Below are 26,916 nucleotides of genomic sequence, written 5' to 3'. Positions count from 1 at the left end.
CGAACGAACCGGCGCGGGGGACAATGGGCCATGACCGAAACCAGCCTCGCCGGCGACACGATGCTCTCCCGGGCGGAAGGGCTGGCCGCGGGCAGAGCCGCTCGTGACCGCATGCCCCGCACCGCCCTGGCGACGATCACCACGACCGGACGCGACCCGCTCGGGATCCTCGATCGCCAGAACAGCACGAGGTTGCAGGATCTCGTGCCGCTGCGCACGGAGCGGATGGCCGCCGATCCGTTCGCGTTCTACCGGGGCACGGCCGCGATCATGGCCGCGGACTTCGCGCGCGAGCCGCACACGGGGATACTGGTGCCGTCCTGCGGCGACGCCCACATCGGCAACTTCGGCTTCTTCGCGTCTCCCCAGCGCACGCTGATGTTCGACCTGAACGACTTCGACGAGGCCGCGTGGGCGCCCTGGGAATGGGACCTCAAGCGGCTCGTCGCGAGCGTCGTGATCGGCGCTCGGGGAAACCGTGGGCAGGCCCTGGCCGACGATGCAGCGCGGCGATGCGTCCTCGCGTACGCGAGAGCGCTGCGTGCCGCCGTCGACGCGGATCCGCTGCAGCGGTACTTCGCCCATTTCGATGCCACCGCGGCAAGGGACGGACTCGACGTCGACTCGCAGCAGACCCTGCAGAAGGCGATCGCCGCCGCCGAGAAGCGAACCGGGGCCCGCGCCGCACGCAAACTGACGGTCCGTGGCGACGACGGCCACCTGCGGTTCGTCGAGCAGCCCCCGGTCATGACGCACGCCGATCCCGAGATCCGCGAGGTCAGCGACACCGCCTTCGAGCGGTACGCCGCCACCGCGAACATCGACATCCAGCTGCTGCTGCGCCAGTACCGGGTGCGCGACGTGGCGCGCCGTGTGGTCGGCGTGGGCAGCGTCGGCACACGCTGCTTCCTCGCCGTGCTCGGCACCGCTGACGCCGAGCCGCTGCTTCTGCAGGTGAAGCAGGCGGGGCGCAGCGTGCTCGAGGAGTACGGCGGGATCGAGCAGCCCGCCGACCTTCAGGAACGGATCCGCGAGGGCGGCGAAGGAGCGCGCGTCGTCGGCGTGCAGCGGGTGCTGCAGGCGTTCTCGGATCCCTTCCTGGGGCACATCAAGGGTTCCCGTGATGACTACTACGTGCGTCAGTTCCACGACATGAAGGGCTCGATCGACACGGACGAGGTCGAGGACGAGGGGTATCGCGAATACGCGGTGGCCTGCGCGATCACGCTCGCCCGCGCGCACGCGCAGGCGCCCGCGGCCGCACAGATCGCCGGATACGCGGGCAAGGGCGCCCAGCTCGCCGATATCCTGGTGAGCTGGGCCAACGCCTATGCCGAGTTGGCGGATGATGACTACCGGTCGTTCGTGGCACGGGCGGCCGAGCAGGGCGTGACGCACGCCGCACCGGACACAGCGCAGCACGCTGCGCGGGAGGAGAGCAGATCATGAAGCAGGTCCGATTCGGATCCGGATCCGCTCCGGCGGTCGTCGCCGGGATGATGCGCATCGACGGGCGCACCCACACTCAGATCCGCGAGCTGTATGACACCGCGCGAGCGAACGGGATCGACTTCTTCGATCATGCCGACATCTACGGCGGTGCGATGCACGTCTGCGAGGACCGTTTCGGCGCCGCACTCGGGCTGTCCGCTGCGGAACGCGACGAGATCACCCTGCAGACCAAGTGCGGCATCGTGCCCTCGGAGGGGATGTTCGACTTCTCCTACGAGCACATCATGGGACAGGTCGAGGGCTCCCTGAAGGCGCTGCGCACCGACCGCATCGACGTGCTGCTGCTGCACCGCCCCGACGCCCTCGTGGAGCCGGACGAGGTCGCGCGCGCCTTCGACGAGCTGCACACCTCCGGCAAGGTGCGCTCCTTCGGCGTCTCCAACCACACGCCGCGGCAGATCGATCTGCTGAAGACCGCGGTGACGCAGCCGCTCATCGCCAACCAACTGCAGCTGTCCATCACGCACGCGCCGATCATCGCGCAGCCGCTCGCGGCGAACATGGCCGGCCTGGATCAGAGCATCGTCCGCGACGGCGGCGGGATCGTGGAGTACTGCCGTATCGAGGGCATCACCATCCAGGCGTGGTCGCCCTACCAGGCGGGCTTCTTCACCGGAGTGTTCCTGGACAACCCGGCCTACCCGGAGCTCAACGCGGTGATCGACCGGATCGCGGCCGCGCACGGCGTCACGCCCACGGGCATCGCCACCTCGTGGATCACCCGGCACCCCGCCGGCATGCAGGTCGTGCTCGGCACCACCACGCCGTCGCGCGTGCAGGAGGCGGCGGAGGGCGCCGACGTCGAGCTCAGCCGCGCCGAGTGGTACGAGCTGTTCCGCGCCGCCGGACACACCCTGCCGTAGGGGCTGGGTCGGAGCGCGTCCGCGATCTCTTAGGCTGTCGGCATGGGCCTGGTGTTCTCGATCCTCGTGCTGTTGCTGTTGATCGGCGCGCTCATCGACATCATCACGCGCCGCGACGACCAGGTGAAGCACCTGCCCAAGGTCTTCTGGATCATCCTCGTGATCATCGTGCCGCTCGCCGGATCCCTGATCTGGTTCCTGGTCGGTCGCGAATACGACGGGGAGGGGATCCGGCTGCCGCGTCCGCGCGAGCGCCGCTCCGGCCCGCCGGCGCCCGCCGCGCCGTCGCAGCCCCGCGACACACGCAGCACCGAGGAACAGATCGCCGACCTGGATCGCGAGATCGAGGAGTGGCGACTGCGCGCCGAGATCGAGAAGCGCAAGAAGCAGCAGGGCGAGAAGGGCACGGAATGAGCACCGCACCGCAGCGTCCCCGCGCCGTGATCGGCGGCGGCAGCGGCTATCTCGGCACCGCCTTGCGTGATGCGCTGCGGATCGACGGCTACGACGTGCGCACGATCGGGCGGGGTGTCGATGCCGATGCGCGCTGGGATGACGAGGACGGGATCCTCCGTCTGGTCGACGGCTCCGCGCTCGTGATCGGCCTGGCCGGCCGGCGCATCGACTGCCGCTACACCGACCGCAACCGCGACGAGATCCTGCGCTCGCGCGTACGCACCACGGCGGCCCTGCACCGCGCGATCTCGTCCGCCGCCGATCCACCGGCGGTGTGGATGAACGGCAGCTCCGCCACCGCCTACCGTTACTCGCTCGCCACGCCGCGGACGGAGGCGGATCCGCTCGAGGAGCGGGGCTTCTCGCCCGACGTCACCCGGGAGTGGGAGGCCGCGCTGTTCGCCGGTGAGCTTCCGGGAACCCGCCGGATCGCCCTGCGGACGTCGCTCGTGCTGGGCCACGGTGCTCCGGTCATGACGATGCTGCTGCGCCTGGCTCGGCTGGGTCTCGGCGGATCGCAGTACGACGGCTGGTGGTTCCCGCATCGGCGTTACCGAGGGATCGGCCCGCATCCCACCGAGCCCGCGCGGCCCGACTATGAGCACTCGCGGGGCCGGCAACGGCTGAGCTGGATGCACGAGCAGGACTTCGTGCAGGCGGTGCGATTCCTCCGCGACCACGACGAGATCACGGGGCCCGTGAACATGGCGTCGCCGAATGCGGTGACCAACATCGAGCTCATGCGCACGCTGCGCAGGGCCGTGCGCGCGCCGTTCGGGCTGCCCGCGCCGCGCTTCGTGCTCGAGCCGGGGATGGCCGTGCTGCGCACCGAATCCGAGCTCATCCTGAAGAGCCGGTGGGTGCTGCCGCAGGTGCTCGAGGACGCCGGATACGTGTTCCGGTTCCCGGAGCTGTCCGGGGCTGTGCGTCAGATCCAGGGGCGCTGAGCCCGGCTGCTCGCGGCGCCAGTTCGAAGGACGCTGAGCCCGGCTGCTCGCTGGTCGCATATTGCGGCTTCGGCCCTTGGGTGACGGCAATCTGCGACCATTGAGCGCGGCGCCAGAGGGCGTCAGGCGCGGGCGGCGGTCGTGAACGAAGCGCGCACGGCCTCGTCGAGGTCGGGGTGCGCGAACGCGTAGCCCGCGGCGAGGAGCTTCTCCGGCGCGACCCAGCGGCTCTTCAGGATCAGTTCGGTCTCGGTGCGGATCCCGATCGCGCCGAGCTCGAGCATCCAGCGCGGCTGCGGCAGCCCGAACGGCACGTCCAGGGCGCGGCGGATCGTCGCCATGAGCGTCCGGTTGTCGCCGGCCCCCGGGGACACCACGTTGACGGGGCCCTCCAGCTCGGGGTGAGCCTCGAGGAAGGCGATGATCCCCGCCACGTCGTCGAGGTGCACCCAGCTGAATCGCTGCCGCCCTCCCCGGGTGCGGAACTCGTGTGCGGTGCCCGCCGCACGACGGGCGCGGCCGATCGGCCAGTGTCCGTCGTGCTGCGTGCCGCCGAGGCCCCGCCGGGTGAGGGTGCGCAGGGTGGCGAGCACGCCGCCGTCACCGAGCACGATCGCGGTGCGCAGCGCCACGCGGCGCGTTCCCGGCAGTTCGCCCGTGAACAGTGCGCGCTCCCACGCCCTCGCGACCTCGACGGAGAACCCGGTGCCGAGCTCTCCGGTCGATTCGGTCTGAGCCCGGTCCTCCGCATGCCGGTAGATCGTCGCCGTCGAGGAGTTCACCCACAACGGGGGCGGGGTCGCCGCACGTCCGATCGCGGTGCGCAGGGCGGCGGTCGTCTCCTCGCGCGAACGGAAGATCTCGGCACGGTTCGCCGGTGTGTAGCGGCAGTTCACGCTCTTGCCGGCGAGCCCGACCACGAGATCCGCGCCGTCGACGGCGGCATCGATCCCGGCCTGGTCTCCCCAGGTCAGGTCGGCGCCGTGACGGGAGATCGTGATGACCTCGCGTCCCGCGGCGCGCCAGCGCCGGGCGAGATCCTGGCCGATGAATCCCGTGGATCCGCCGAGCACCACCCGTCCGCGGCGGGTGTCCGCTCCGTTCATGCGTCCTCCTCGATCCGGTACTGGAACGTGCCGGCGTACTCGTGGATGCGGCCGAGCAGCGGTATGTCCACGGTCAGAGCGACCCGCTGCGCGCCGACCGCGTCGTCTGCGCTCTCCCGTAGTCGAATCCGCGGAGCGAGCCACTGCGGGAACCGGATCCGCACTCGTCCCAGTCGCAGGCCCACCCGAGTGCTCCGCAGTTCGAGGGCGCCGTCGGATGCCGTCACCTCGAAGACCGCGGCGACCACTCCACCCCGTCCCAGGCGATCCACGACCCGGCCGTGCGGCAGCGGGTGCACCTGATCGCGCATGGTCCAGGGGTCGGTGCGAAGGTGCAGCGTGCGCTCTGCGGATCGGCCCACTCCGTCGCGGTTGCGCACCGTGAACGGGACTGCCTGCGCCCAGCCGGCGTAGACCGCACCGCGTCGCTGCAACATGCGCAGCACCGGGCCGAGCAGTGTCCGCAGGACGGGGTTCCGGCAGCCGACCCGCTCGAAGACGCCGTCGCCGACGCCGACCCTCCCCGCGGGGATCGGCTGGACGTACGCCTGCAGACGCGGATGCAGCGCGGTGATGCGGTTGCCGAGAGCGATCGCGTACGGGGATCCGATGGTCACGGGTTCAGATTATCGAACATGTTCAATTATGCAAATGGGGCTTCCGGAAGAGAACTCCGGGCCTTCGGGAGGACAACTCTGGCCCTTCAGGTCGCAGAAACTGCTCTTCCAGACGCTCGGAACGAGCAGATATTGCGACCTGAACGCCGAAGCGCGAGCGCGGCGAGCGGGGAAGACCGGTGGCGCTGAACCCTCAGGCGTCCTTGAGGCGCACGAGGCGCTCGTGGCCGGACTCCTCGAGCTCGGCGATGTCGGCCCGCGACTTCACGAAGGCATTGAACGAGCGGTAGCCGAGCGCCTTCTCGCTGAACGAGGGGTCCATGCGCCGCATCTGCGTCTTCACCGCCGAGCTGTGCAGCCATTCGTCGCCGTCGCTCTTGTCGTGCCCGAGGCGCAGCGCGCGCACGAGGGTCGCCGTGGCCTGCTCCTGATCGGACGTGCTGGGCACGTCCTTCTCGGTGGTCGCGCGGGACTGCTTGCGTGCGCCCTGGGTCTGCTTGGCAGCCGTCTTCTTCGGTGCCGCCTCTTCGGCCGGCGCTGCCGGCGTCACCGCGCGCTCGACGCCGGGAAGCGAGTCGTAGGCCTCGAACTCGTCGCAGGCCGCGGCGAGCGACTTGGCGGTGGAGCCGGCGACGCCGACGCCGATCACGTACCGGCCCAGGCGCTTGCACCGCTGTGCGAGCGGCACGTAGTCGCTGTCGCCGGCGACGATGACCACGTGGGTGAGATCGGGGAGGCGGAACATGTCCTCCACGGCGTCGACCGCCAGGCGGATGTCGGCGCCGTTCTTCGCGTAGGCGGCGGCTGGGAAGAGCTGCACGAGATCGACGGCCCGGGCCACCAGCTGCGACCGGTACTCGGCGTTGACCGGCGACGACCAGTCGGCATATGCGCGCGTGAGCACCAGCGTGCCGAACGAGGAGGCGTAGTCGATGATCGCGCCGACGTCGATCATCGCGGCCTTGAGCCGCTCCGCGACCTCGGCGTCGGCCGGATTGTCCTGGATCCGCTGACGGTCCTTGCTGTACGCGTTGCGTCCGTGCACGCGGTCGTACCAGGAGATGACGATGTTGTCGAAGTCGAGATAGACGGCGACACGGGTGTCCTGCGGCTCGGCCATGGGGCTCCTTCGGTTCGGAGGTTCTCGGGTATCAGGCGGTCTCGCCCGGATACTGCACGCCGATCTGCCCGCGGATCTCATCGAGCAGACCCATGATCGCCACCGACTCCGCGACGGGCAGCAGATCGCTGTCCGGCGCCGAGCCGCGCTCGGCGGCCTCCGCGACGTACCGCTCGGCGGCGAGCGCCTGGTACTGCATGCCGCGTCCGCCACCGCGACCATGAGCGGTGGTGCGACCGTCGAACTCCTCGAGCACGGTGCCATCGGCGGCGATCACGCGGAAGGTCGTGGGGGAGTACCAGACCCGGTCGATCTCGATGCGGGCCCGGGTGCCGAGCACGACGGCTGTGTTGGGGCCGGCCGCGCGCGACGAGGAGAGCGTCGTGGAGATGGCGCCTCCGGCGTGCGTCATGACGGTGGCGACCTCCGCGTCGGCGCCGGTCTCCACCAGGCGCCCCGTGGCCTGAACGGTCACCGGCGCGCCGAGGACGTCGTGCACGAACGAGATCGGGTAGATCCCGAGGTCCAGGAGCGCCCCGCCGCCCAGCTCGAGGGCGTTCAGACGATGGGCCGGATCCGTCGGCAGCGACTGCGTGTGGTCGGCCGAGACCGCGCGGATCTCACCGAGCGTTCCGGCGGCGATGATCTCGCGCAGACGTGCCATGTGCGGCAGATACCGGGTCCACATGGCCTCCATGACGAGCAGACCCTTCTCACGACCGAGGTCGGCGAGATCCTGCGCCTCGGCGCGGTTGAGGGTGAACGCCTTCTCGACGAGCACGTGCTTGCCGTGCTCGAGAGCGAGACGGGCGTCGGCGTGGTGCATCGGATGCGGGGTGGCGACGTAGACGATGTCGACCTCGGGATCCGCCACGAGCGCCTCATAGGATCCGTGCGCCCGGGCGATGCCGAAGCGCGCGGCGAAGGCGGCGGCGGACTCCTGCGACCGGGATCCGACGGCCACGAGGTCGAGCCCCGCCGTACGCAGGTCGGCGGCGAAGGCGGCGGCGATGCCGCCCGTGGCGAGGATGCCCCAGCGAAGCGCTGGACGGGGGGAGTGGCCGGTCATGTCTCCAGCGTAGGGGGTATCGGATCGCCCGGCGGAGGCGCCGGGCGCCGCCCGTGCCGCTCACGAAGGAGGTTGGCATGATGGGACCATGGCAGACCTCATCACCGCCGCCGAACTCCGCGCCCTTCTCGAGAGGGAGCCGGTCGCCGACGACGGCGCCGATCCGCGGATCCTCGATGTGCGCTACCGCCTCGGCTTCGCGGACGGGCACGCGAACTACCTCGCGGGACACATCCCCGGCGCGGTGTTCGCCGACCTGGAGGCCGATCTCGCGGGTCACGGTGCGGCGTCGGAGGGCCGGCATCCGCTGCCCTCCGACGATGCGTTGGCGGAGGCGGCGCGACGGTGGGGTATTCGACAGGGGCAGACCGTCGTGGTCTACGACGACTCCCGCTCGCTGCCCGCATCCCGCGCGTGGTGGGCCCTGCGCCGGGCGGGGATCGCGGACGTGCGCGTGCTCGACGGCGGTCTCGGAGCATGGCGCGAGGCCGGGGGAGAGATCGAGGAGGGCGAGATCATCCCGCCGCCGGGGGACGTCGTACTGAGCCGGCCCGGCACCGCGGACGTGCTCGACACCGATCAGATCGCAGGGTGGGGCGGAGTGCTGCTCGATGCGCGTGCTCCCGAGCGCTTCCGCGGCGAGACCGAGCCGATCGACCCCGTCGCCGGACACATCCCGGGCGCGCGCAACCTGCCGATCGCCGAGCTGCTCACCGCCGACGGGCGCTTCCGCAGCCCTGCCGAGATCGTGGCGGCGTTCGAGGCCGCGGGCGCCGGGGAAGAGGTGCCGATCGCGGCCTACTGCGGATCCGGCGTGACGGCGGCTCAGCTCGCTCTCGCCGGCGCGCTCATCGGCCGGGAGGTGACCGTGTACCCCGGATCCTGGAGCGCGTGGTCGAACAGTCCGGGCCGCCCGGTCGAGGTCGGACCCGTGCCGGCCGAGGATGACCCGCTGGACGAGTGACCCGGCGAAGCACGCAGGAAGGGGTGCCGCCGGTCCCCTCGGCGGCGCCCCTTCCCTCGGATCGCTGTGCGTCAACCCGACTTCGCACGTCCCCAGTTCACGGTGTCCCCAGTGACCGACGCTCTTCGCAGTGGCCGCACCGTATCGATCCGCAGAAGAAGAGCACCCAGGGCGTCCGGTGATACATCGGGCTCAGAAGCCGCTGCCGTGCGTCTGGAAGGGGGAGACGACGCCCGTCTGCTCCGTCGCCCGTGCCAGTGCGTGCGCGGGGGCGAGCCCCGCGGCGAGTCCGGCGTGGACCGCGCCGAGAAGCTCGCACGCGTCGTCGTCCGCGACGATCACGGGCGACGCGATGACCGCGCGCGTGCCCGCATGCAGCCAGACCCTGGTCATGCCGATCGCCTCCCACCCCCAGCGCACGGACGATCGTCCGACCTCGCACGCCGACAGCACGACGGTGTCCGGGACCCGCCCCATCTGGTCGATGTCATAGCCGAAGAGGGCACCGTCGGCGAGCTCCAGGCCGGAGAACATGGGGTTGCCGTCGGCGTGGCGACCGTGCGCGGCGACGTGCAGCACGCTCACCCGCGTGGACAGCTCCGTCGTCGCGCCCACGGTCGCCGCGTCGGGACCGAGCACCTGCGCGCCCGGCCACGCGGCTGCGGCACGGGCGACCTCCTCGGCGCCCCGGACGACACGCGGACCGACCGCGAAACCGGCGCCTCGGAATGGCGCCTCACCGCGGGCACGCAGCCACTGCGTCGCCGAGTCGGTCAGGGTGAACACCCGGCCGCGCATCCCGGGCAGCATGCCCCAGGGGAGGCCGTTCAGGATCGCCGCCGCAGCCAGCGCGAGGCGCCGATCGCCCACGACGGGGAGCACCGGCGTCAGCAGCGTCTCCGACAGAATCATGAGCCGCTCGTCGAGCGCGCGTCGCACGACCGAGCCCATGGGACCGTCGCGGACGGTCGCTGCGACATCCAGATCGGCGCGCAGACCGGCCATCGCCCGTCGCGCCTCGGGCCAGCGGGGGACGTCGATCACCCGGGCGTCGTCGGCGGTCACGGCGATCGCGACCAGGCCATCGCGCTGATACGCGTAGGCGACGAAGGCGCTGTCGTCATCGAGCGCCACCTGCAGCTCGTCGAGCGCGGCGCGCTCCCGACCTCCAGCCCGGCCGATCGAGGACCACTCGCGCTGCCGCACGCGCTCGCTCAGCTCGGCGGCGCGGGGCTGTGCGAGCCAGTCGCCGGACGCGGCCTCGGAACGGAGCATCCGCAGCTCGGCGAGATCCGCGGCCAACCCGGAGTCGGGCGGAGGGCGCAGCGGCACGGTCTGCTGGCTCAGGTGCCGGGCGCGCTCCGACCACTCGAACACCACCGCCGGCCGACGGGAGCGCACCGCTGCCTCCAGCCCGGCGTAGAGCAATCCCGTGCCGTGCATGACGAGGGCGGTGGCGAGATCCAGGCTGCCGAACGAGGCCTGCCACGCGGCGAGCTCGTCCAGGCCCGCCGCGGCGATCCGACGTGCGCCCGCGTCATCCCCGGCAGCGGCGGCCCGCGCCGCTCGCACCTCCTGGGCGAGCAGACGCACCTGCAGTCCCGCGCCCGGCGACACCCGTATCCGCGCCTGCGCAACCGGGACTGCGCTGCCGGTCTGCGCGTGGTGGCGCTGCCAGGCGAGCCGCAGTGACGACGCCTCGCCCCGAAGCCGGTGGTGCTGCAGCTGCGCCTCGACGCGGTCGACGCCGGCGTCGCTCGGAGCGCGCAGCCCGGTAGGCCGTCCTTCGGTCTCCACGGTCAGCAGCGCGCGCAGCCGCACGGCCTCGGCGCGCACCGCCCATGACTCGCTCCCCACGGCGCGGAACCGCCGTGCGGCCGCGGCGGAGATCGCCGCCGCCCGCTCCGGCTCATGACTCAGCAGGGAGCGGGCGAGATGGAACTCCGCCTCCGCGCGCGCCTGCCTCATCCGATGCGCTCCGAACACCCGGATCGCCCGTTCCAGCGTGCGCTCCGCATCGCGGGTGAGGCCGGCGTCACGCAGCACCTCGGCCCGATCGCGGTCGCAGATCGCCGCATTCACTGCCGACGCCGCGCTCAGCACCGCCTGCGCCTCGCCCATCTTCTCCAGCGCGGGCACCAGCTCGCCCGCGAGCAGTGCCGCGTAGCCGCGATTGTGCACGGCCATGGCACGTGAGATCTCGTCGCCCGTCGCCGCGTAGTCGAGCACCGCCCGATCGAGGTCGGCGATCGCCGGCGCCAACCGCCCTGCCTGCATGTGCGCCACGCTGCGATTGAGCAGCATCGGTCCGCGATGCTCCACCTCATCGCCGATGCCGGCGATGCCGCGATCCAGCAGCGTCACCGCTCGCGGCAGGTCGCCGCGTTCCAGGGCGACCAGGCCGAGCTGACCGTAGAGCATGGCCGCTGTCGTCACAGAGAGGCCGGGCAGGCGCAGCGCCTCGAGGCAGACGGCCTCGGCGGAGGCGCGATCTCCCTGGCGGATCGTGATCGCGGCGAGCGAGCCCGCGATCCTGGCCCGGAGATTGGGATCCTCGGTGCGCGCTCGCGCGCGCAGGAACTCGCGCCGCGCTGCAGCGTTCCGGCCGGCGTTCAGCTGCGCGCGGCCGCGCCGGTACAGCTCATCCGCCGTCAGCGTCACCCTCACAGCATGACGCTTCGGCGTCCGCTACGGGAGTGTCTTCTTCGGGCGCGACCCGTCCTGGTCCAGGCAGTGCTCGAGCACGGCATCCACCGCGTCCGCGGCGGTCGTCGGTGCTCTCGCAGCCAGTGCTCCGGAGCCGAGTTCGTGCGCGATCCGTCCGGCCACGATCGGCGCGGCGAACGAGGTGCCGCTCCACACCGCGAACCCTCCCGCGAAGTCGTCGAGATCGAGCGTCTCGCGCCGGCGATCCTCCGCGTCGTCGCGCATCCCGGCCTGTGTCCCCCCGTCGAACGACACCGGCAGGGTGGAGAGCACCGAGACGCCGATCACGTAGGTGCGCACCCACGGGCCGAAGTTCGAGAACAGCGCCACCGAGCGCGCCGACGGGTTGAGCGCGCCGACGGAGACCTGCGGGGCGAGGCCCGCTTCATCGGCAGGATCGATGCCCGACTCCGGGCCCCAGGCGAAGAGCGCCGCGGGCGACGAGGGGCGGTCGGTCGCATCATTGCCGGCCGAGCACACCACGACGCACCCGGTCCTGCGTACACGCTGCAGCAGCGCGTACAGCTCGCTCTGCGTCTCCTCGGCGCCGGGGGATTCGTGGAAGAAGCCGAACGAGAGACTCATCGCGTCCAGGTGCAGCGTCCCGGACTCGAGGAGTCCGACGATGCGCCCGAGCGCGCCCAGCAGGTCGTTCTCCATGATGATGCCGTTGCCGTCGGACACCCGGACCGGCAGGATCTGCGCCTCGGGACAGGCCTGCAGCACGAGCCCGGCGATGAACGTGCCGTGCCCCGCGACCGGATCCAGATGCCCGTCGAGGGGCTCGCTCAGACTCGGGTGCGTCTCCGGATCCGTCGCCGGATCGCTCAGCCCGAGCGGCTCGCCGGTGAGGCTCGTCCGCGTGATCAGCACGGGATCCGCATCCGGTGCGGATCCCGGCGTGTTCCCGAACCATGGGTGCGCGCCGCAGCCGGTGTCCAGCACGGCGACGACCGGACGTCGTGCGCCTGCGGGCAGCGGGGCGCGCGCGGGCGCCGCTCCGGTCCACGCGACGGGCTGTCGTCCGCCGAGGCCGGGGAACCCGTAGCTCGCGATCCCCGCCGGGTTGCCCGTGAAGGGGTTACCGGTGAAGGGATTGCCGGTGAACGGATTGCCGGTGAACGGATTGCCTGTGAACGGGTTTCCGGTGAAGGGGTTGCCGGTGAACGGATTTCCCGTGAACGGATGGATCCCGAGCACGTGGTTCAGTGCGAGACCCGGGATGCCGTCGTCGCGCGCCGCCACGAGCAGACGCCAGGCGTCCGGCGCGAGCACCGGCCGGGCGTCGCGGGCCGCGCCTGCTGACACGGCGATCCGCAGACGCGCGGAATCCGCGACGCCGGGATCGCGTGACCGGTCTGTGCGCCCTGCGTCCGGCCCGGCGTCGCCCCCCGGCGCCCGTCGTGAGGCTCGCGATCCGTCACCGGTCCTCCGCGCGTCGGGGGAGTCCTCCAGGCGCTCCACGGTCACGCTCCATCCGAGCGCCGCGGCGAGGGCGGCCAGCCGCTCATCTCCGCGGCGGCCCGATGCGTCCGGCTCGAAGAACGCCGGCCGCACCAGCAGCACGTCAGGCTCGTAGACGGTCGTGTGCGCCGCGGGGCCGTGCGCCGGCTGCAGGGTCACGTCGAGCACCGCACCCCTGAATCGCGCCGCGCGCTCCCTCTCCCGCCAGCTCGGTCGCGAGCGGGGCCTCCGTCCGTCCTCGCCCTGGCCATGCTGTCCCTCATCGTCCCGTGCCATCCGTGTCTCCTGCTCGATCCGTCGTCTCGCATCACACTTCGAACTGCGGGGTGCGGAATTCCGTCGGCTCGCCGTCCGCCCCGCGCAGGACCAGCCGCAGCGCCGAAAGACCGCTCGGCACCGCGTCGAAGGCGAACCGGCCGGGGCCCGCGATCTCCGCGGACCAGTCGCGGTCCTGCTGGATCAGGCGGATCGCGAGAACGGCCCCGTCGACCCACCCGTCGATCCGGCGCAGATCCGATTCGGTCGTCGTGACGTGCACCACGACGCCCGTGGTGCCATCGCTGAACTGCAGGGTCGCCGTATCCGCCTCGCCGCGCACGGCGATCGACCCCTCCTGCTCCACCAGCGTCAGCAACGCGTACTCGCGCCCGAGGTCCTCCACCGCGACCGCGGCGACCATCCGGTCCGCAAGCCCGGCGGGCACCGGATCGTGGACTCCCCACTCGACGCGCAGCCGCGCGAAGAGCGCCGCGTCGGCCGCTGTCTCGTCAACGGTCATCGTCGTCCTCCCATCCGTCCTGCTCCAGCAGCGCGCGGAGCTTGCCCAGGCAGCGCTGCCTGGTCGGCCCGATCGAGCCGATCGGCATCGCGAGGTCCTGCGCGATCCGGGCGTAATCCGGCCGCTCCTCGAAGGCCACGATGCGCAGCAGCCGCTGGCACCGTGCGTTCAGCGCCGCGACGGCGCTCCAGAGCGCGCCCGCCTCGGTGCCGCGCTGCGCCTGGCGCTCGGCGGACTCGCCCGCGGGCAGGTGCGGCTCGAGGAACTCCGCCTCGGTGGGATCCGCTCGGCGCTGCATCCGGCTCACGCGCCACGCCTCGCGCCGGGCGCACATCGTCAGCCACCCCGAGATGGCGCGTGGTTCGGCGATCGCGGCGTGCCGGCGCATGAGCGCCATCCAGGTGGATTGCACGACGTCCTCGGCCAGGGCACGGTCCAGCCCGTATGCGCGCGCGACGTGCCACAGCACGGGTGTCATCAGGCGCACGAGCTCGTCCATTGCGCGGGGCTCGCCATCGCGCCAGCGCAGGAAGAGCGCCGTCGCCCGCTCCCATCGCGGCGGATCCGATCCGGCGCCGTCGCTCGCCGCGCTCCGGCCGCCGGCCGCGTCTCGAACCCGCTCGCCGGCGTCGCCGAAGGCCCCGTCGCGCTCGTCGAACGGCTGCGTACGGTCGCCGGTGGCCGTCATGGCGCCCATTGTCTCCACAAGGGGCAGGAGAGCGATAGTGGCTCGTTGATACAACTTCCGCGCGCGGATGTGGTGGCATCCGCGAGAGGGGGCTCAGAGCGCTTCGATGACCTCGCGCAGCACGTCGGGGTCGTACCAGGCGATCTCGCCGCCGGCGAGGGCGTGGTAGCGCTCATGGCCCTTGCCGAGGACCACCACGGTGTCCTCGGGACGCGCCATCCGCACGGCCGCCGCCATGGCCTCGCGGCGGTCGGCGATCTCGGTGATCTCGACGGTGCTCGAGCGTGCGCCGGCGATGAGCGAGGCGCGGATCTCGGTCGGATCGTCGTCATAGGGGTTGTCGTCGGTGATGACCAGCACGTCCGCGCACATCGCGGCGAACCGGCCCATCATGCGGCGCTTGGCGGCGTCGCGATGGCCGTTCGCACCGAGCACCGCGATCAGGCGGCCCTGCGGCGTCGTGGTCCGGATCGCCCGCAGCGCGGCGTTGATGGCCTCGGGCTTGTGCGCCGAGTCGACGATCGCCGTGAACGGCTGGCCGAAGTCGAATCGCTGCAACCGTCCCTCGACGCTCGGCAGCGCGGCGATGCCCGGGGCGAGGTCGGCGAGCTCGCGCCCGGACTCGACCAGGGCGGCGACGGCGGCGAGGATGTTGTTCACATTGAACGCGCCGGTCAGCTGCGTCGTGAACGGCACGCGCTCGCCGCGGGGGGAGCGCACGATGAACGAGGATCCGTGCGCGTGCAGTTCGACGTCCTCCGCGCGCCAGTCGGCGGAATCGGATCCGCTCGCCGAGGTCGTGCGCACCGGCACCGTGGCCTGAGCGGCGAGCACGCGGCCCCAGTGCGAGTCGATGTCGACGATGCCGACCTTGGCGTGCTCGGGGGTGAGCAGCAGCGCCTTGGCGGCGAAGTAGTCGGCCTGGGTGGGGTGGTAGTCGCGGTGGTCGTGGCCGAGGTTGAGGAAGATGCCCGCATCGAACGCGAAGCCGTCGACACGGCCCAGGGTGAGGGCGTGGCTGGACGCCTCGACGGCGACCGTGCCGAGCTTCTGTTCGCGCATGACCGCGAACAGCGCCTGCAGCTCGGGCGCTTCGGGGGTGGTCAGCACGGGCGGGAAGAAGTCGTCGCCCACGGTCGTGCCGATGGATCCGATCGTGCCGGACCGTGACATGCCGGCTGCGGCGGCCACGTAGAACGCCGTCGTGGTCTTGCCCTGGGTGCCGGTGATGCCGATGCTCGTCATCGAGGCGACCGGATCCCGGTACAGGAACGCGGAGGCGGGACCGGCGGCCAGACGCGGATCCTCGACGACGAGCGTCGGCACGTCGTCGGGCACGAGGGCGGCACCCTCGGCATCGGTCAGCACTGCGGCGGCACCGGCCTCGACGGCCTTCGCCGCGAACCGGGCGCCGTGCGCGTTCGCGCCGCGGATTCCGAGGAACAGGTCTCCGGATCGGACGTGCTCCGTGCCTACGGCGACACCCGTGAACGCCGCGTCGGCGCGATCAGGGACGGCGACGTCGAGGTGCGCCGCGAGGTCGCCGAGCGTGGCGCGGAACGTCTCGACAGGGCGGGAATCCAGGCGCGGGGCGGGATAGTTCGACACGGAGGGCATGACCGTCCGAGTCTACCGGGGCGCGGGGCGGATCCCTTCGGGGGCTTCGTGGCCGAGGCGGCTCACTGCGCGCGCATGAACTCCTCGGCGGCGCGCACCTGCTCGTCGGTGGGGCGGACGCCCGTGTACAGCACGAACTGCTCGAGCGCCTGCAGCGTCGCGACGGAGGCCCCGTTGATGACGGTCTTGCCCGCGGCGAGTCCTGCGCGCACGAGCGGGGTCTCGGCAGGGAGAGCCACGACGTCGAACACGACTCGGGCGGCCTCGATCGCGGACGGGGGGAACGACAGGGCCTCGGCCTCGACGCCCCCGGCCATGCCGATCGGCGTGACGTTCACCAGTACGTCGGCGGTGCGCCCGTCCACGTCCGCGGCCCAGCCGAAACCGTACAGCCCTGCGAGCGCGCGTCCGGCGTCCTCGTTGCGCGCGACGATCGTGACGTCCGCGAAGCCGGCGTCGCGGAAGGCGGCGGCGGTCGCCTTCGCCATGCCGCCGGATCCGCGCAGCAGCACGGACGATGCCGGATCGATCTCGTTCCGCGCGATGAGCTGGGCGATCGCCGAATAGTCCGTGTTGTAGGCCGTGAGCACGCCGTCGTCGTTCACGATCGTGTTGACCGAGTCGATCGCGGTGGCGGACGGATCCATCCGGTCCACCAGCGCGATCACGTCCTCCTTGTAGGGCATGGAGATCGCGCAGCCGCGGATCCCGAGGCCGCGCACGCCGGCGATCGCCTGCGCGAGGTCGGTCGGGGCGAACGCCTTGTAGATCCAGTTCAGCTCGAGCGCCTCGTAGAGGTGGTTGTGGAACCGGGTGCCGTTGTTGCTCGGTCGCGCAGACAGCGAGATGCACAACGTCATGTCTTTGTTCAGGATCGGCACGGGACCAGCGTACCGAGCCACGGTCGTGCCGAACTCAGTCGATCCTGTCGAGATCGGGCGCGAATCCGTCGTGAGCTGCAGGATCGACTGAGTTTCGAACGCGCGAAGGACACAGGTCGCGCTGAGCGGATCTCAGACCGTGGCGAACTCCTGCTCCGCGGCCGTCTCCGCGATGGCGAGAGCGAGGGCCTGCTGGAGGTCGGCGAGGATGTCCGCAGGGTCTTCGATGCCGATCGACAGACGCACCGTGGTCCCCGCGATGCCGGCGGTGGCGCGCTGGGCGGCGTTCAGGTGCGAGTGCGTCATGGAGGCGGGGTGGGAGACGAGCGAGCGGGCGTCGCCGATGTTCGCCACGAGGCGCACGATCTTCAGACCGTCCACGAACCGCTCCACGCGCTCCTGATCCAGGGCCTCGTCACCGGTGGAGACGAGATCGATCGAGAACACCGCGGGGATCCCGCGCGGGAGGTAGCGTGCGGCCAGGTCGTGCCACGGGTTGCCGGCGAGACCGGGGTGGTGCACCGCGGCGACGGCGGGGTTCTGTGCGAGGGCCTCGGCGATCGCCTGCGCGGACGCGCTCTGCCGTGAGACGCGCAGGTCGAGCGTCTCGATGCCCTGCAGGATCTGGTGCGCGTTGAACGGGGACAGGGACGGCCCCAGGTCGTGCACGTACTTGGCCTTCACCAGTGCTGCGAAGGCGAAGCCCTGTCCGAACCGCTCCCAGAGCGAGAGCGGACCGAACCGGTCGTGCTGCGCCGTGAACTGCGGCCAGCGCGCGGGTTCCGCGCCGAAGTCGAAGGATCCGAGGTCGACCGCGACCCCGCCGAGCGAGGTGCCGTGGCCGCTCAGGTACTTCGTCGCGGAGTGCACGACGATGTCGGCGCCGTGCTCACCCGGGCGGATCAGGTACGGGGTGCCGACCGTGCTGTCGATCACGAGGGGGACGCCGGCGGCGTGCGCGAGGTCGGCGACCGTGCGGATGTCGAGCACCTGCGCGAGCGGGTTCGCGACCGATTCCGCGAAGAACAGCCGGGTGCGGTCGTGCGCCGCCGCGCGCCAGGCCTCCGGGTCGTCCTGGTCGACGAAGGTGACGGTGATGCCGAAGTCGGCGAGCGTGTCCTGCAGCAGGTCGACCGTGCCGCCGTAGAGCCGGTCGGCGGCGACGACGTGCCCGCCGCGGCCCGCGAGCGCGAGGATCGTGACGGCGACCGCGGCCTGTCCGCTCGCGACGGCGACGGCCGAGACACCACCCTCGAGCGCGGTCACCCGCTCTTCGAGCAGCTGCTGCGTGGGGCTGGCGTTGCGGCTGTAGATGTTGCCGGCACGGCGCAGCGCGAACAGGTCGCGGGCCTCGGCCAGCGAGCCGAACTCGTAGGCGGCGGACTGGTACAGCGGTGGGACGGCGGTGTTCTGCGGCGTGCCGGAGACATACGCGGCCTGCACCTGCTTCGTCGCGAAACGGGTGTCGGGGGCGGAGGCGGCGGTATCGGTCACGGACCCATCCTCGGGCGCGCGGGTGCGGATCCGCAGGGATGTTTCCGACTGTTGCGGATCCGAAGGGTCAGAGCCCGCCGGGTGGCGTCAGGGGCGCAGCACGATCTTGCCGTGCGCGACGTGCGCCTCGATGAGGCGGTGCGCCTCTGCGGCGTCGGCGAGAGGCAGCTCCGGTCCGAACTCGACCGAGAACCGGCCCCGGGTGATGAGCCCGAGCGCCGCCGGCACGGCCTCGGCGCGCCAGGCGAGCTCCTGCTCCGTGAGCGGCACGGGGCTGCCGCCGCTGAACGCGCGGATGCCGAGCGCGGCCGCGTCGGGGCCGCGCACGATCGTGGCGATCCGGTCACGGTCGGAGACGAGCGCGAGCGACGTCGCGATCGCCTCGTCGGTACCGGCGCCGTCGAGCGCCACCGTGATCTCTCGCCCGTCTGCGGCGTCGCGGATCCGCTGCTCCAGGCCCTCTCCATAGATGACCGGGATCGCGCCCAGCGCGCGCATCCGCTCCTGCGACGAGGGGCCGCCCGTCGCGATGACGGTGGCGCCCCAGTCCACGGCGAACTGGATCGCGGCCTGGCCGACCGCCCCTGATCCGGCGTGCAGGAGCAGCAGATCCCCCTGCCCGACCCCGAGCGAGAGCAGCGACTGGTATGCGGTGCCGGCGGGGATGCCGAGTGCGGCGCCCTGCGCGGCGGTGACGCCCTCAGGAATCACCGAGGCGTGCGCGGCCGGTACCGCAAGCGCGGTGGCATACGTGCCGCGGGTGTCGCGGATCGCGACGCGATCGCCGACTTCCAGATCGTCGACGCCGGATCCGATCGCGGTCACCACACCCGCTCCGTCGAAGCCGAGGTGCCGGGGCTCTGTGATCGGCGGCAGGGGGCGCAGGCCGCTGCGCTGCTTGGCGTCGATCGGATTCACGCCGGCGGCCTCGATGCGCACGACCACCTCGCCGGCAGAGGGCACCGGATCCGGAACCTCCACGAGGGTGAGGACCTCCGGTCCGCCGAGCTCGGTCTGCACGATCGCCTGCGCCATGGCTCCAGGCTACGGTGCATCGGATGGGGCGGGGCGGGCTTGTGCCCGGGCGGCCAGTCTCATTTCTCGGCGAGTGCCTTCACGATGCGCTGCGGAGACACCGGTTGCGCCGTGCCCAGACGCTGGGCGAACAGGCTCACGCGGTACTCCTCGAGCAGCCAGCGCACCTCGACGAGGCGGGGCTCGGCGCCGGCGGGCAGCGGGATCGTGCCGCCGGCATCGGCGTAGGCCTGCGCCATGCGCTCGTACTCGCTCTGCCGGGTGCGATCCTTGCCCGGGGCTTCGGCGAGGGTACGCAGCCGATCCAGGATCCCGTCCAGGTACCGCGGATAGTGGGCGAGGCGCTCCACGCCTGCGTTGGAGACGAAACCGTTCGGCAGCAGCCCGCCGAGCTGGCCGCGGATGTCGTTCAGCGGCCCGAGCAGGGCAAGAGAGTTCTGACCCTTCATCGCGCGCTCGACCTCGCGCGCCTTCGTGAGGATCTTCGCGATCAGCGACACCAGCGCGAACAGCTCGTCCACGATGACCGCGGAGACGCCGTCGCGCACGCGTGCGAAATCGGCCTCGGAGCGCACGATGCCCGCGGTCCCTGAGCCCGTCGAAGGGTCCGTCAGACGGTCGATCGCCGCCCGTGCGACCGCCGCGCGTGCGTCCTCGATGAGCGTCGCGACGTTCGGGTACGGCGAGGCGGCGAGCGCGAGCTTCTCCGGGCTGGTCAGGTGCTGCTGCACGTACGACGCGGGGGAGGGGATCCCCAGGAGCACCAGGCGCAGCACTCCGTCCCGTGTGGCGGTCAGGGCGGCCTCGGCGGTGGCCTCCACACGGAGCGCGACGGATCTGCCCTGATCCACGAGGGCGGGATAGCCGCGCACCACGCCGCCGGCCACACGGGTGTCCAGCACCTCCGGCAGATCGCCCACGTCCCAGGTGGTGATGCCATCGCGCTCGGCCGGGGCTGCGGCGTTGACCGAGCTCGCGTGAGCCACATCCGCCGCACCACGCCCACGCCGGGCCGGGCCGGGCCCCCGCTCGATCGAGCGGGCGACGCTGGCCCTCGACCGATCCGCGAGCTCCCGCTGCAGCACGGTCAGATCCCGGCCGGATCCGGCCACCCGTCCGCGCTCGTCGACTGCGCGGAAGTTCATCCGCAGGTGGGCGGGAACCCGCTCCAGGTCGAAGTCGGCGGCTGACATGGGCTGATTCGCGAGCGGCTGGATGAGACGGGCGAGCGCCTCGGTCAGGCTGCGGACGGGTAGGCCCTGGGACGACTCGGGTCCCTGGGCGGCGAGTTCGGCGCCGAACTTCTCCGCCCAGTCCGCGGCGGGAACGACGTGCCGCCGGATCGCCTTCGGCAGCGCCCGCAGCAGCGCCGTCACGAGCTCGGCGCGCAGCCCCGGCACCTGCCAGTCGAAGCCGGCGTCGCGCACCTGCTGCAGCAGCGCGAGCGGGATCACCACGCTCACGCCGTCGTCGGGAGCCCCGGGCTCGAAGCGGTAGGCGAGGCCGAGCACCTGATCGGTCTGGGTCCAGCGGGTGGGGAAGTCCTGCTGATCGGCGCGATCGTCGTCCTCGAGCAGGTCAGCCTCGCGCATGACGAGCAGTTTCGGGGTCGCCTGGAGGGCGTCGCGCCACCACGCCTCGAACGAGCGCACATCGAACACATCCGTCGGGATGCGCTCGCCATAGAACCGGAACACGGCCTCGTCGCCGACGAGGATGTCGCGGCGGCGCTCGCGCTCCTCGAGCTTCTCCAACCGGCGGCGCAACTCGGCGTTGCTGCGCCAGAACGCCGAGACGCGCCGGTCGATCCGGCTCGGATCCCATTCGCCTTCGACCAGCGCATGCCGCAGGAAGAACTCGCGTGCCGCGGGGCGGTCGATGCGCGCGAACTGCACCCGCCGGCGCGCCACGATCTCGACGCCGAACAGCGTCACCTTCTCGTACGCGACCGCGGCTCCCGCCTCCTTGGACCAGTGCGGCTCGGAGATCTGCCGCTTCGCGAGGTCGCCGGCGAGCGCCTCGGCCCACGCCGGATCGATCGCTGCGGCCGTGCGCGCGAACGTGCGCGAGGTCTCCACGATCTCGGCCGCCATGACGGCGCGCGGGGCCCCGGTCCCTGAGGCTCTCGAAGGGCGCAGCGCAGAGCCGGGGAACAGCGAGAAGCGGATCCCGCGCGCGCCGCGATACTCGGCGCTCCGTCGCTTCGGATCCTTCTGCCCGCCCTTCGTCGGCGGTCCCTTGGTGAGGTTGCGCTCGTCCAGGATGCCGATGTGGCTGAGCAGCCCTGCGAGCAGCGCGCGGTGGACGGCGTCCGGGGCGGCGGAGTCCGTCGCCGCGTCGCGGCCGGTGTTCACGAGCGTCCGCAGCTGCCGGTGCACGTCGAACCATTCCCGCACCCGGACGTAGTTCAGGTGCTCGGAGCGGCAGAGCCGGCGGAACGCGCTGGATCCGAGCTCCTTCTGCTGCTCGCGCAGGTGGTTCCACAGGTTCAGGATCGACAGGAAGTCGCTGGTCGGGTCCGCGAAGCGCGCGTGCATCCGCTCCGCCTCGTCGCGCACCCCCTGCGGCGCGTCCGCCGACGGGCGCTCGCGCACGTCCTGGATCGACAACCCCGCGACGATCGCGAGCACGGGCGCCGTCACGCCTGTCCGGCCCGCTTCCACGAGCATGCGAGCGAAGCGCGGGTCGATCGGCATGCGCGCGATGTCGCGGCCGATCCGGGTGAGCCGGGGGGCCTCGGTCGCCGAGCTCGTCGAGGGACCCTGGCCCGTCTGCACCGCGCCCAGCTCCACGAGCAGTTCGAGCGCGGAGCGCACGTCGCGCGACTCCGGGGGAGTGAGGAACGGGAACTCCGCGATGTCGCCGAAGCCGAGGCTGAGCATCTGCAGCACAACCGAGGCGAGCGAGGTGCGAAGGATCTCGGGCTCGGTGAACTCGGCGCGCTTGTCGAAGTCGTCCTCGCCGTACAGGCGGATCGCGATTCCGGCGCTCGTGCGGCCCGCTCGCCCCGATCGCTGGTTCGCCGAGGCCTGCGAAACCGCCTCGATCGGCAGCTGCTGCACCTTGGAGCGGCTGCTGTAGCGCGAGATGCGGGCCGTGCCCGTGTCGATCACGTACTTGATGCCGGGCACGGTGAGGCTCGTCTCGGCGACGTTCGTGGCGAGGATCACGCGGCGGCGCAGGCCCGCCACCGTCGACGGCTCGAAGACGCGATGCTGCTCGGCCGCCGACAACCGTCCGTACAGGGGCAGCACTTCGACCGGCGCTGTCTGAGAGCGGTAGGCGCCGCGGATCGCGTCGGCGGCGTCGCGGATCTCGGCCTCGCCCGGCAGGAACACGAGCACGTCGCCGCGCTCCTCGCGGTCGAGCTCCTGGAGGGCTCGCACGATCGCGGTGACCTCGTCCTCGGGCTCGGACTCGGTGCGCTTCCTCGGTCCCTGAGCTTGTCGAAGGGACTTCGTGGATCCGGGCCCTTCGACAAGCTCAGGGACCGGATCCACGAGCGGCCGGTACCGGATCTCGACCGGATAGGTCCGCCCCGATACCTCGACCACCGGGGCAGGCTCGCCGTCCGCTTCGGCGAAATGCTTCGCGAAGCTGTGCGGGTCGATCGTGGCCGAGGTGATGACGACCTTGAGGTCCGGGCGCTCGGGCAGGATCCGGTGCAGGTATCCGAGCAGGAAGTCGACGTTGAGGGAGCGTTCGTGCGCCTCGTCGATGATGATCGCGTCGTAGCGGCGCAGCAGCCGGTCGCGGTGGATCTCGTTGAGCAGGATCCCGTCGGTCATGAGCGCGATCCGGGTCTCGTCCGAGACCTGGTCGGTGAAGCGCACCTTGTAGCCGACGAGCCCGCCCAGCGGCACGTGCAGCTCCTCGGCCACGCGCTCCGCGATCGTGCGTGCGGCGAGGCGGCGGGGCTGGGTGTGCGCGATGCGCTCGCGGCCGAGCTCGAGCAGGATCTTCGGCAGCTGCGTGGTCTTGCCGGATCCGGTCGCACCGGCGACCACGACCACCTGATGGTCGCGGATCGCCGCGGCGATCTCGTCGCGCGCGGCGCTGACCGGGAGTTCCGGCGGATAGGAGATCACGGGCGCAGACATAGCCCTCCAGCCTATCGCGGAAGAGCGCTCCTGCCGGGCTCGTCCGGTGAACGACGAGCGGCGATACTGAAGGCACCATGAGCATCCCCGTCCTCCTCGACTGCGACCCCGGCCACGACGACGTCTTCGCGATCTGGCTCGCCGCCGCGAACCCCGCGATCGACCTGCGGGCGATCACCACGGTCGGCGGGAACGGTCTGCTGGAGTTCACCACGCTCAACGCCCGCATCGCCTGCACGGTCGCGGGGATCGAGGGCATCCCGATCGCCGCCGGCGCGGCCGGGCCGATCCATGGCCGGCTGCATCCCGCCGAGCAGATCCATGGCGCGAACACGCTCGGCGGACCCGTGCTGCCCGAGCCCACCGTTCCCGAGGATGACCGGGACGCTCCGACTCTCATCCGCGCGGTGCTGGAGTCGTCGGAGGAGCCGGTCACGATCGTCGCGACCGGGCCGCTCACCAACGTCGGCCTGCTCGTGCGCGACCATCCCGACCTGCTGCCGCGCATCGCGCGCGTCGTCTGGATGGGCGGGTCGACGGGCCGGGGCAACGCGACCCCCTACGCGGAGTTCAACGCCTGGACCGATCCCGAGTCGATAGCGCTCGTGCTCGACAGCGGCGTGGACTTCACGATGGTCGGGCTGAACATCTCGCATCAGGCGCTCATCACCAGGGAGGTGCGGGAGCGGATCCGCCGCATCGGCACCCGCACGGCGGCGTTCGGGGCGGAGCTGCTGGAGTTCTTCTGCGCAACCTACGAGGTCGCGGAGCATATGCCGGACGGGCCGCTGCACGACCCCATCACGGTCGCGATGCTCATCGATCCCTCAGTGGCGACGACCGTGCGTGCACGCCTCGACGTGGAGACGGAGGGCGTCTTCACGAGGGGCGCCACGAGCGTGGATCTCCTCGGCGTGCTCGGCGCGCAGCCCAACGCCACGATCGCGATGGACCTGGACGTCGATCGGTTCTGGGCGCTCATCGAAGAGGCGGTCGGCGCCCTCGCATGAGAGTGCCGACCGCCTCGAGGGATCAGTGGACCGCGCGGCTCAGAAGTGGGTGCCGCCGTCGATGCGCACCTCGGTGCCGGTGATGAAGGCGCCGTCGGCGCTCGCGAGCATCGCGACCACGCCGGCCACGGACTCGGGACCCGCGAAGCCCTGGCCGATGGCCGGGGCGAGCTTCATGAACAGGCTCATGTCGGCGTCCTCGGGCAGCCCCGGTCCGCGGCTCTGCCCGCTCTGGCCGGATCCGTCGGTCATTCCGGAGGAGATCGACCCGGGCTGCACGGCTGTGAAGCGGATGCCCTGCTTCGCATACTCCGCCGCCAGCGCGTGCGTCATCGACTGCACGCCGCCCTTGCTCGCCGCGTAGGCGGCCATGTACGGGTGCGCGAACATCGCCGAGGTCGAACTGAAGTTCACCACGGCGGCGTCGGTGCCCTCGAGCAGTGCGGGGATCGCCTCGCGGATCATCAGGAAGGTGCCGACGAGGTTCACCTGGATGACCTGCTGGAACTGGTCGAGCGTGGTCTCGGCCGTGTGCGAGGAGCGCAGGATGCCCGCGGCGTTCACCAGCACGTCCAGCCCGCCCAGTGCCTCGACCGCGGCGGCGACGCCGGCCCTGACGGAGGTCTCGTCGCCGATGTTGACCTCGATCGCGGTGAGACGATCGGCGGCGTCGCCTGCCTTCGCGATGGTGTCCGCGAGCCCGGCAGCGCTGACGTCAGCGGCGACCACGCGCCCGCCCTCGGCGAGCATGCGCAGCACCGTGGCCTGTCCGATGCCGGATCCGCCGCCGGTGACCAGTGCGCGGCGACCTTCATAGCGGTTCATTCGAATCCTTCTTCCTTGCGGTCTTGTCGTGCCTGAATGGCACAACGTGCCATATTGACACATAACACCGCACAACGGAAGGTATTCCCGTACGCTCGGAGCATGCAGACCCGCACCGGACTCATGTCGCGTCGCAAGGCCGCGACCGCCGGTGAGATCGCGGCGGAAGCGGCTCGCCTCTTCGCGGAGCGCGGAGTCGCCCAGGTGACCGCGGCGGAGATCGCAGAGGCCTCAGGAGTCTCGCTGCGCACCTTCTATCGCTACTTCGCGACCAAGGAGGACGCCGTCGCGCCCGTGCTCGAGATCGGCGCCGCACGGTGGCAGGCAGCTCTCGAGGAGGCCGAGGACGAACCCGCGGTCGCGATCCCCGCAGTGCTCGCCGCGCAGCTGACCCCGGAGACACCCGAAGACGCCGAAGGTCTTGCCCGCATGCGTCCGCTGCTGCGCGCGCTCGCCGAGGATCGCGAGCTCAGGGCCGTCTGGCATCGCGTGAACCACGAGTCCGAGGAGCGCCTCGTGGCCCTCATCGCCGAGCGCGGCGAGAGCGACCGGCTCGCCGCGCGAGTGCTCGCCGCGGCGGCGACGGAGGCGATCCGCATCGGCCTGGAGGAGTGGGCGCAGTCGACGGCAGGGGTGCGCGGAGCCGGATCCCCGGCGGCGCTCGCCGCCCGTGCCTACGCGGCGCTTGCCCCCAAGCGCTGAGCGCTCGTCGGCGGGAGCCGGGCCGGAGGACGCCGACCCGACCTCCGGAGCGGGAACCTAGGCTGGAGGCATGACGACGATTCCCGGAATCCTGCTCAACGACGGCCACACCATCCCTCAGCTCGGCTACGGCGTCTTCAAGGTCGACCCGGCCGACACCGAGCGCACGGTCACTGAGGCTCTCGAGATCGGATACCGCCACATCGACACCGCGGCCATCTACGGCAACGAGGCGGGCGTCGGAGCGGCGATCGCCAAGAGTGGCATCCCGCGTGACGAGCTGTTCGTGACCACCAAGCTGTGGAACGACCGGCACGACGGCGACGAGCCCGACGCGGCCATCGCGGAGAGCCTGGAGAAGCTCGGTCTCGACCACGTCGACCTGTACCTCGTGCACTGGCCGACCCCCGCCAAGGACAACTACGTGCACGCCTGGGAGAAGGTCGTCGAGATCCGCGACCGGGGCCTTGCCCGTTCGGCCGGCGTCTCGAACTTCCTCGTGCCGCACCTGGAGCGCATCGTCGCCGAGACCGGCGTGACCCCCGCGGTCGACCAGATCGAGCTGCACCCCGCCTATCAGCAGCGCGATGTCGGCTCCTGGGCGCGCGATCACGACGTGAAGATCGAGGCGTGGGGTCCGCTCGGCCAAGGCAAGTACGACCTGTTCGGCATCCCGGCCGTCGCGGACGCCGCAGCGGCGCACGGCAAGAGCCCGGCGCAGGTCGTGCTGCGCTGGCACCTGCAGAAGGGCAACATCGTCTTCCCGAAGTCGGTGCGCGCCGAGCGCCTGCGGGAGAATCTCGACGTGTTCGACTTCGCCCTGAGCGACGTCGAGTTCGCCGCGATCTCCGCCCTCGACCCGGGTGACGGATCCGGCCGCGTCGCCTCGCACCCCGACGAGGTCAACTGACTTTCTTCGATGACCGTCCAATGAGTGAAGGGGCGCGCACGGTCAGTGCGAG

General features: G+C 71.5%; 22 protein-coding genes. 8 read left to right on the top strand and 14 right to left on the bottom strand.

Annotated elements, in window-relative coordinates; all coding sequences use genetic code 11:
• The first annotated feature begins 30 nt into the window (after nucleotides 1-30).
• From ACTJI8_RS17330 to ACTJI8_RS17315, 4 genes are read left to right on the top strand one after another with little or no spacing between them, the layout of a single operon-like run.
• Nucleotides 31-1,449 (top strand): DUF2252 domain-containing protein, encoded by a 1,419-nt coding sequence (locus ACTJI8_RS17330; protein ID WP_440734669.1) that lies wholly within the window; start codon nucleotides 31-33, stop codon nucleotides 1,447-1,449.
• Nucleotides 1,446-2,375 (top strand): aldo/keto reductase, encoded by a 930-nt coding sequence (locus ACTJI8_RS17325; protein ID WP_440734668.1) that lies wholly within the window; start codon nucleotides 1,446-1,448, stop codon nucleotides 2,373-2,375. Before ACTJI8_RS17330 ends, ACTJI8_RS17325 begins: the two co-directional genes overlap by 4 nt.
• A gap of 42 nt (nucleotides 2,376-2,417) precedes the next feature.
• On the top strand, nucleotides 2,418-2,789 hold the full coding sequence (locus ACTJI8_RS17320) for a PLD nuclease N-terminal domain-containing protein (protein WP_440734667.1): 372 nt from the start codon (nucleotides 2,418-2,420) through the stop codon (nucleotides 2,787-2,789).
• Nucleotides 2,786-3,778, top strand: coding sequence for an epimerase (locus ACTJI8_RS17315; RefSeq protein ID WP_440734666.1), 993 nt, complete (start codon nucleotides 2,786-2,788; stop codon nucleotides 3,776-3,778). The genes ACTJI8_RS17320 and ACTJI8_RS17315 overlap by 4 nt, the downstream gene beginning before the upstream one ends.
• Nucleotides 3,779-3,900: 122 nt before the next feature.
• Here ACTJI8_RS17315 and ACTJI8_RS17310 read toward each other — a convergent pair whose 3' ends face one another.
• From ACTJI8_RS17310 to ACTJI8_RS17295, 4 genes are all read right to left on the bottom strand, one after another.
• Nucleotides 3,901-4,884: an epimerase gene (locus tag ACTJI8_RS17310; RefSeq protein ID WP_440734665.1), complete on the bottom strand. Its 984-nt coding sequence runs from the start codon at nucleotides 4,882-4,884 to the stop codon at nucleotides 3,901-3,903.
• Nucleotides 4,881-5,501, bottom strand: coding sequence for a DUF4166 domain-containing protein (locus tag ACTJI8_RS17305; protein WP_440734664.1), 621 nt, complete (start codon nucleotides 5,499-5,501; stop codon nucleotides 4,881-4,883). The genes ACTJI8_RS17310 and ACTJI8_RS17305 overlap by 4 nt, the downstream gene beginning before the upstream one ends.
• 193 nt (nucleotides 5,502-5,694) lie before the next feature.
• Entirely contained in the window at nucleotides 5,695-6,621 is a 927-nt protein-coding gene (locus tag ACTJI8_RS17300) for an NYN domain-containing protein (protein WP_440734663.1), read from the bottom strand.
• 31 nt (nucleotides 6,622-6,652) lie between these two features.
• Nucleotides 6,653-7,690: a Gfo/Idh/MocA family protein gene (locus tag ACTJI8_RS17295; protein ID WP_440734662.1), complete on the bottom strand. Its 1,038-nt coding sequence runs from the start codon at nucleotides 7,688-7,690 to the stop codon at nucleotides 6,653-6,655.
• A gap of 88 nt (nucleotides 7,691-7,778) precedes the next feature.
• Between ACTJI8_RS17295 and ACTJI8_RS17290 the strand changes: the two genes are divergently transcribed.
• Nucleotides 7,779-8,654, top strand: coding sequence for a sulfurtransferase (locus ACTJI8_RS17290; protein ID WP_440734661.1), 876 nt, complete (start codon nucleotides 7,779-7,781; stop codon nucleotides 8,652-8,654).
• A 192-nt stretch (nucleotides 8,655-8,846) separates the two neighbouring features.
• Here ACTJI8_RS17290 and ACTJI8_RS17285 read toward each other — a convergent pair whose 3' ends face one another.
• From ACTJI8_RS17285 to hrpA, 9 genes are all read right to left on the bottom strand, one after another.
• Nucleotides 8,847-11,315, bottom strand: coding sequence for a CHAT domain-containing protein (locus ACTJI8_RS17285; RefSeq protein ID WP_440734660.1), 2,469 nt, complete (start codon nucleotides 11,313-11,315; stop codon nucleotides 8,847-8,849).
• Between the two features lie 27 nt (nucleotides 11,316-11,342).
• A complete protein-coding gene (locus ACTJI8_RS17280) occupies nucleotides 11,343-12,992 on the bottom strand; it encodes a S8 family serine peptidase (RefSeq protein ID WP_440734659.1) in 1,650 nt (549 codons plus the stop codon).
• 139 nt (nucleotides 12,993-13,131) lie between these two features.
• Nucleotides 13,132-13,602, bottom strand: coding sequence for a hypothetical protein (locus ACTJI8_RS17275; protein WP_440734658.1), 471 nt, complete (start codon nucleotides 13,600-13,602; stop codon nucleotides 13,132-13,134).
• On the bottom strand, nucleotides 13,592-14,290 hold the full coding sequence (locus ACTJI8_RS17270; RefSeq protein WP_440734657.1) for an RNA polymerase sigma factor: 699 nt from the start codon (nucleotides 14,288-14,290) through the stop codon (nucleotides 13,592-13,594). The genes ACTJI8_RS17275 and ACTJI8_RS17270 overlap by 11 nt, the downstream gene beginning before the upstream one ends.
• Before the next feature lie 93 nt (nucleotides 14,291-14,383).
• Nucleotides 14,384-15,907 carry a Mur ligase family protein gene (locus ACTJI8_RS17265; RefSeq protein ID WP_440734656.1) on the bottom strand — a complete coding sequence of 508 codons (1,524 nt, stop codon included), beginning with the start codon at nucleotides 15,905-15,907 and terminating at the stop codon, nucleotides 14,384-14,386.
• Between the two features lie 62 nt (nucleotides 15,908-15,969).
• On the bottom strand, nucleotides 15,970-16,788 hold the full coding sequence (locus ACTJI8_RS17260) for a shikimate 5-dehydrogenase (RefSeq protein ID WP_440734655.1): 819 nt from the start codon (nucleotides 16,786-16,788) through the stop codon (nucleotides 15,970-15,972).
• Nucleotides 16,789-16,920: 132 nt separating this feature from the next.
• The gene (locus tag ACTJI8_RS17255) at nucleotides 16,921-18,282 is read right to left on the bottom strand and encodes an O-acetylhomoserine aminocarboxypropyltransferase/cysteine synthase family protein (protein ID WP_440734654.1); all 1,362 of its coding nucleotides are present in this window, start codon (nucleotides 18,280-18,282) and stop codon (nucleotides 16,921-16,923) included.
• A gap of 87 nt (nucleotides 18,283-18,369) precedes the next feature.
• Complete coding sequence (locus ACTJI8_RS17250) at nucleotides 18,370-19,317, bottom strand: quinone oxidoreductase family protein (protein ID WP_440734653.1); 948 nt, start codon at nucleotides 19,315-19,317, stop codon at nucleotides 18,370-18,372.
• 59 nt (nucleotides 19,318-19,376) lie between these two features.
• Entirely contained in the window at nucleotides 19,377-23,417 is a 4,041-nt protein-coding gene (gene hrpA, locus ACTJI8_RS17245) for an ATP-dependent RNA helicase HrpA (protein ID WP_440734652.1), read from the bottom strand.
• A 77-nt stretch (nucleotides 23,418-23,494) separates the two neighbouring features.
• Here hrpA and ACTJI8_RS17240 point away from each other — a divergent pair, with 77 nt between their 5' ends.
• On the top strand, nucleotides 23,495-24,427 hold the full coding sequence (locus ACTJI8_RS17240; protein ID WP_440734651.1) for a nucleoside hydrolase: 933 nt from the start codon (nucleotides 23,495-23,497) through the stop codon (nucleotides 24,425-24,427).
• 39 nt (nucleotides 24,428-24,466) lie between these two features.
• On the opposite strand, the gene ACTJI8_RS17235 is transcribed toward ACTJI8_RS17240, so the two are convergent.
• Entirely contained in the window at nucleotides 24,467-25,252 is a 786-nt protein-coding gene (locus ACTJI8_RS17235) for an SDR family NAD(P)-dependent oxidoreductase (protein ID WP_440734650.1), read from the bottom strand.
• Between the two features lie 102 nt (nucleotides 25,253-25,354).
• Between ACTJI8_RS17235 and ACTJI8_RS17230 the strand changes: the two genes are divergently transcribed.
• Together ACTJI8_RS17230 and ACTJI8_RS17225 are read left to right on the top strand one after the other, a co-directional pair.
• Nucleotides 25,355-25,954 (top strand): TetR family transcriptional regulator, encoded by a 600-nt coding sequence (locus ACTJI8_RS17230; RefSeq protein WP_440734649.1) that lies wholly within the window; start codon nucleotides 25,355-25,357, stop codon nucleotides 25,952-25,954.
• Between the two features lie 70 nt (nucleotides 25,955-26,024).
• On the top strand, nucleotides 26,025-26,864 hold the full coding sequence (locus tag ACTJI8_RS17225) for an aldo/keto reductase (protein ID WP_440734648.1): 840 nt from the start codon (nucleotides 26,025-26,027) through the stop codon (nucleotides 26,862-26,864).
• Nucleotides 26,865-26,916 lie beyond the last annotated feature (52 nt).

Origin of the sequence: Microbacterium sp. 22303, from assembly GCF_052045265.1 — a bacterium.
Classification (GTDB): domain Bacteria; phylum Actinomycetota; class Actinomycetes; order Actinomycetales; family Microbacteriaceae; genus Microbacterium.
This window is presented reverse-complemented; position numbering and strand designations above follow the sequence as displayed.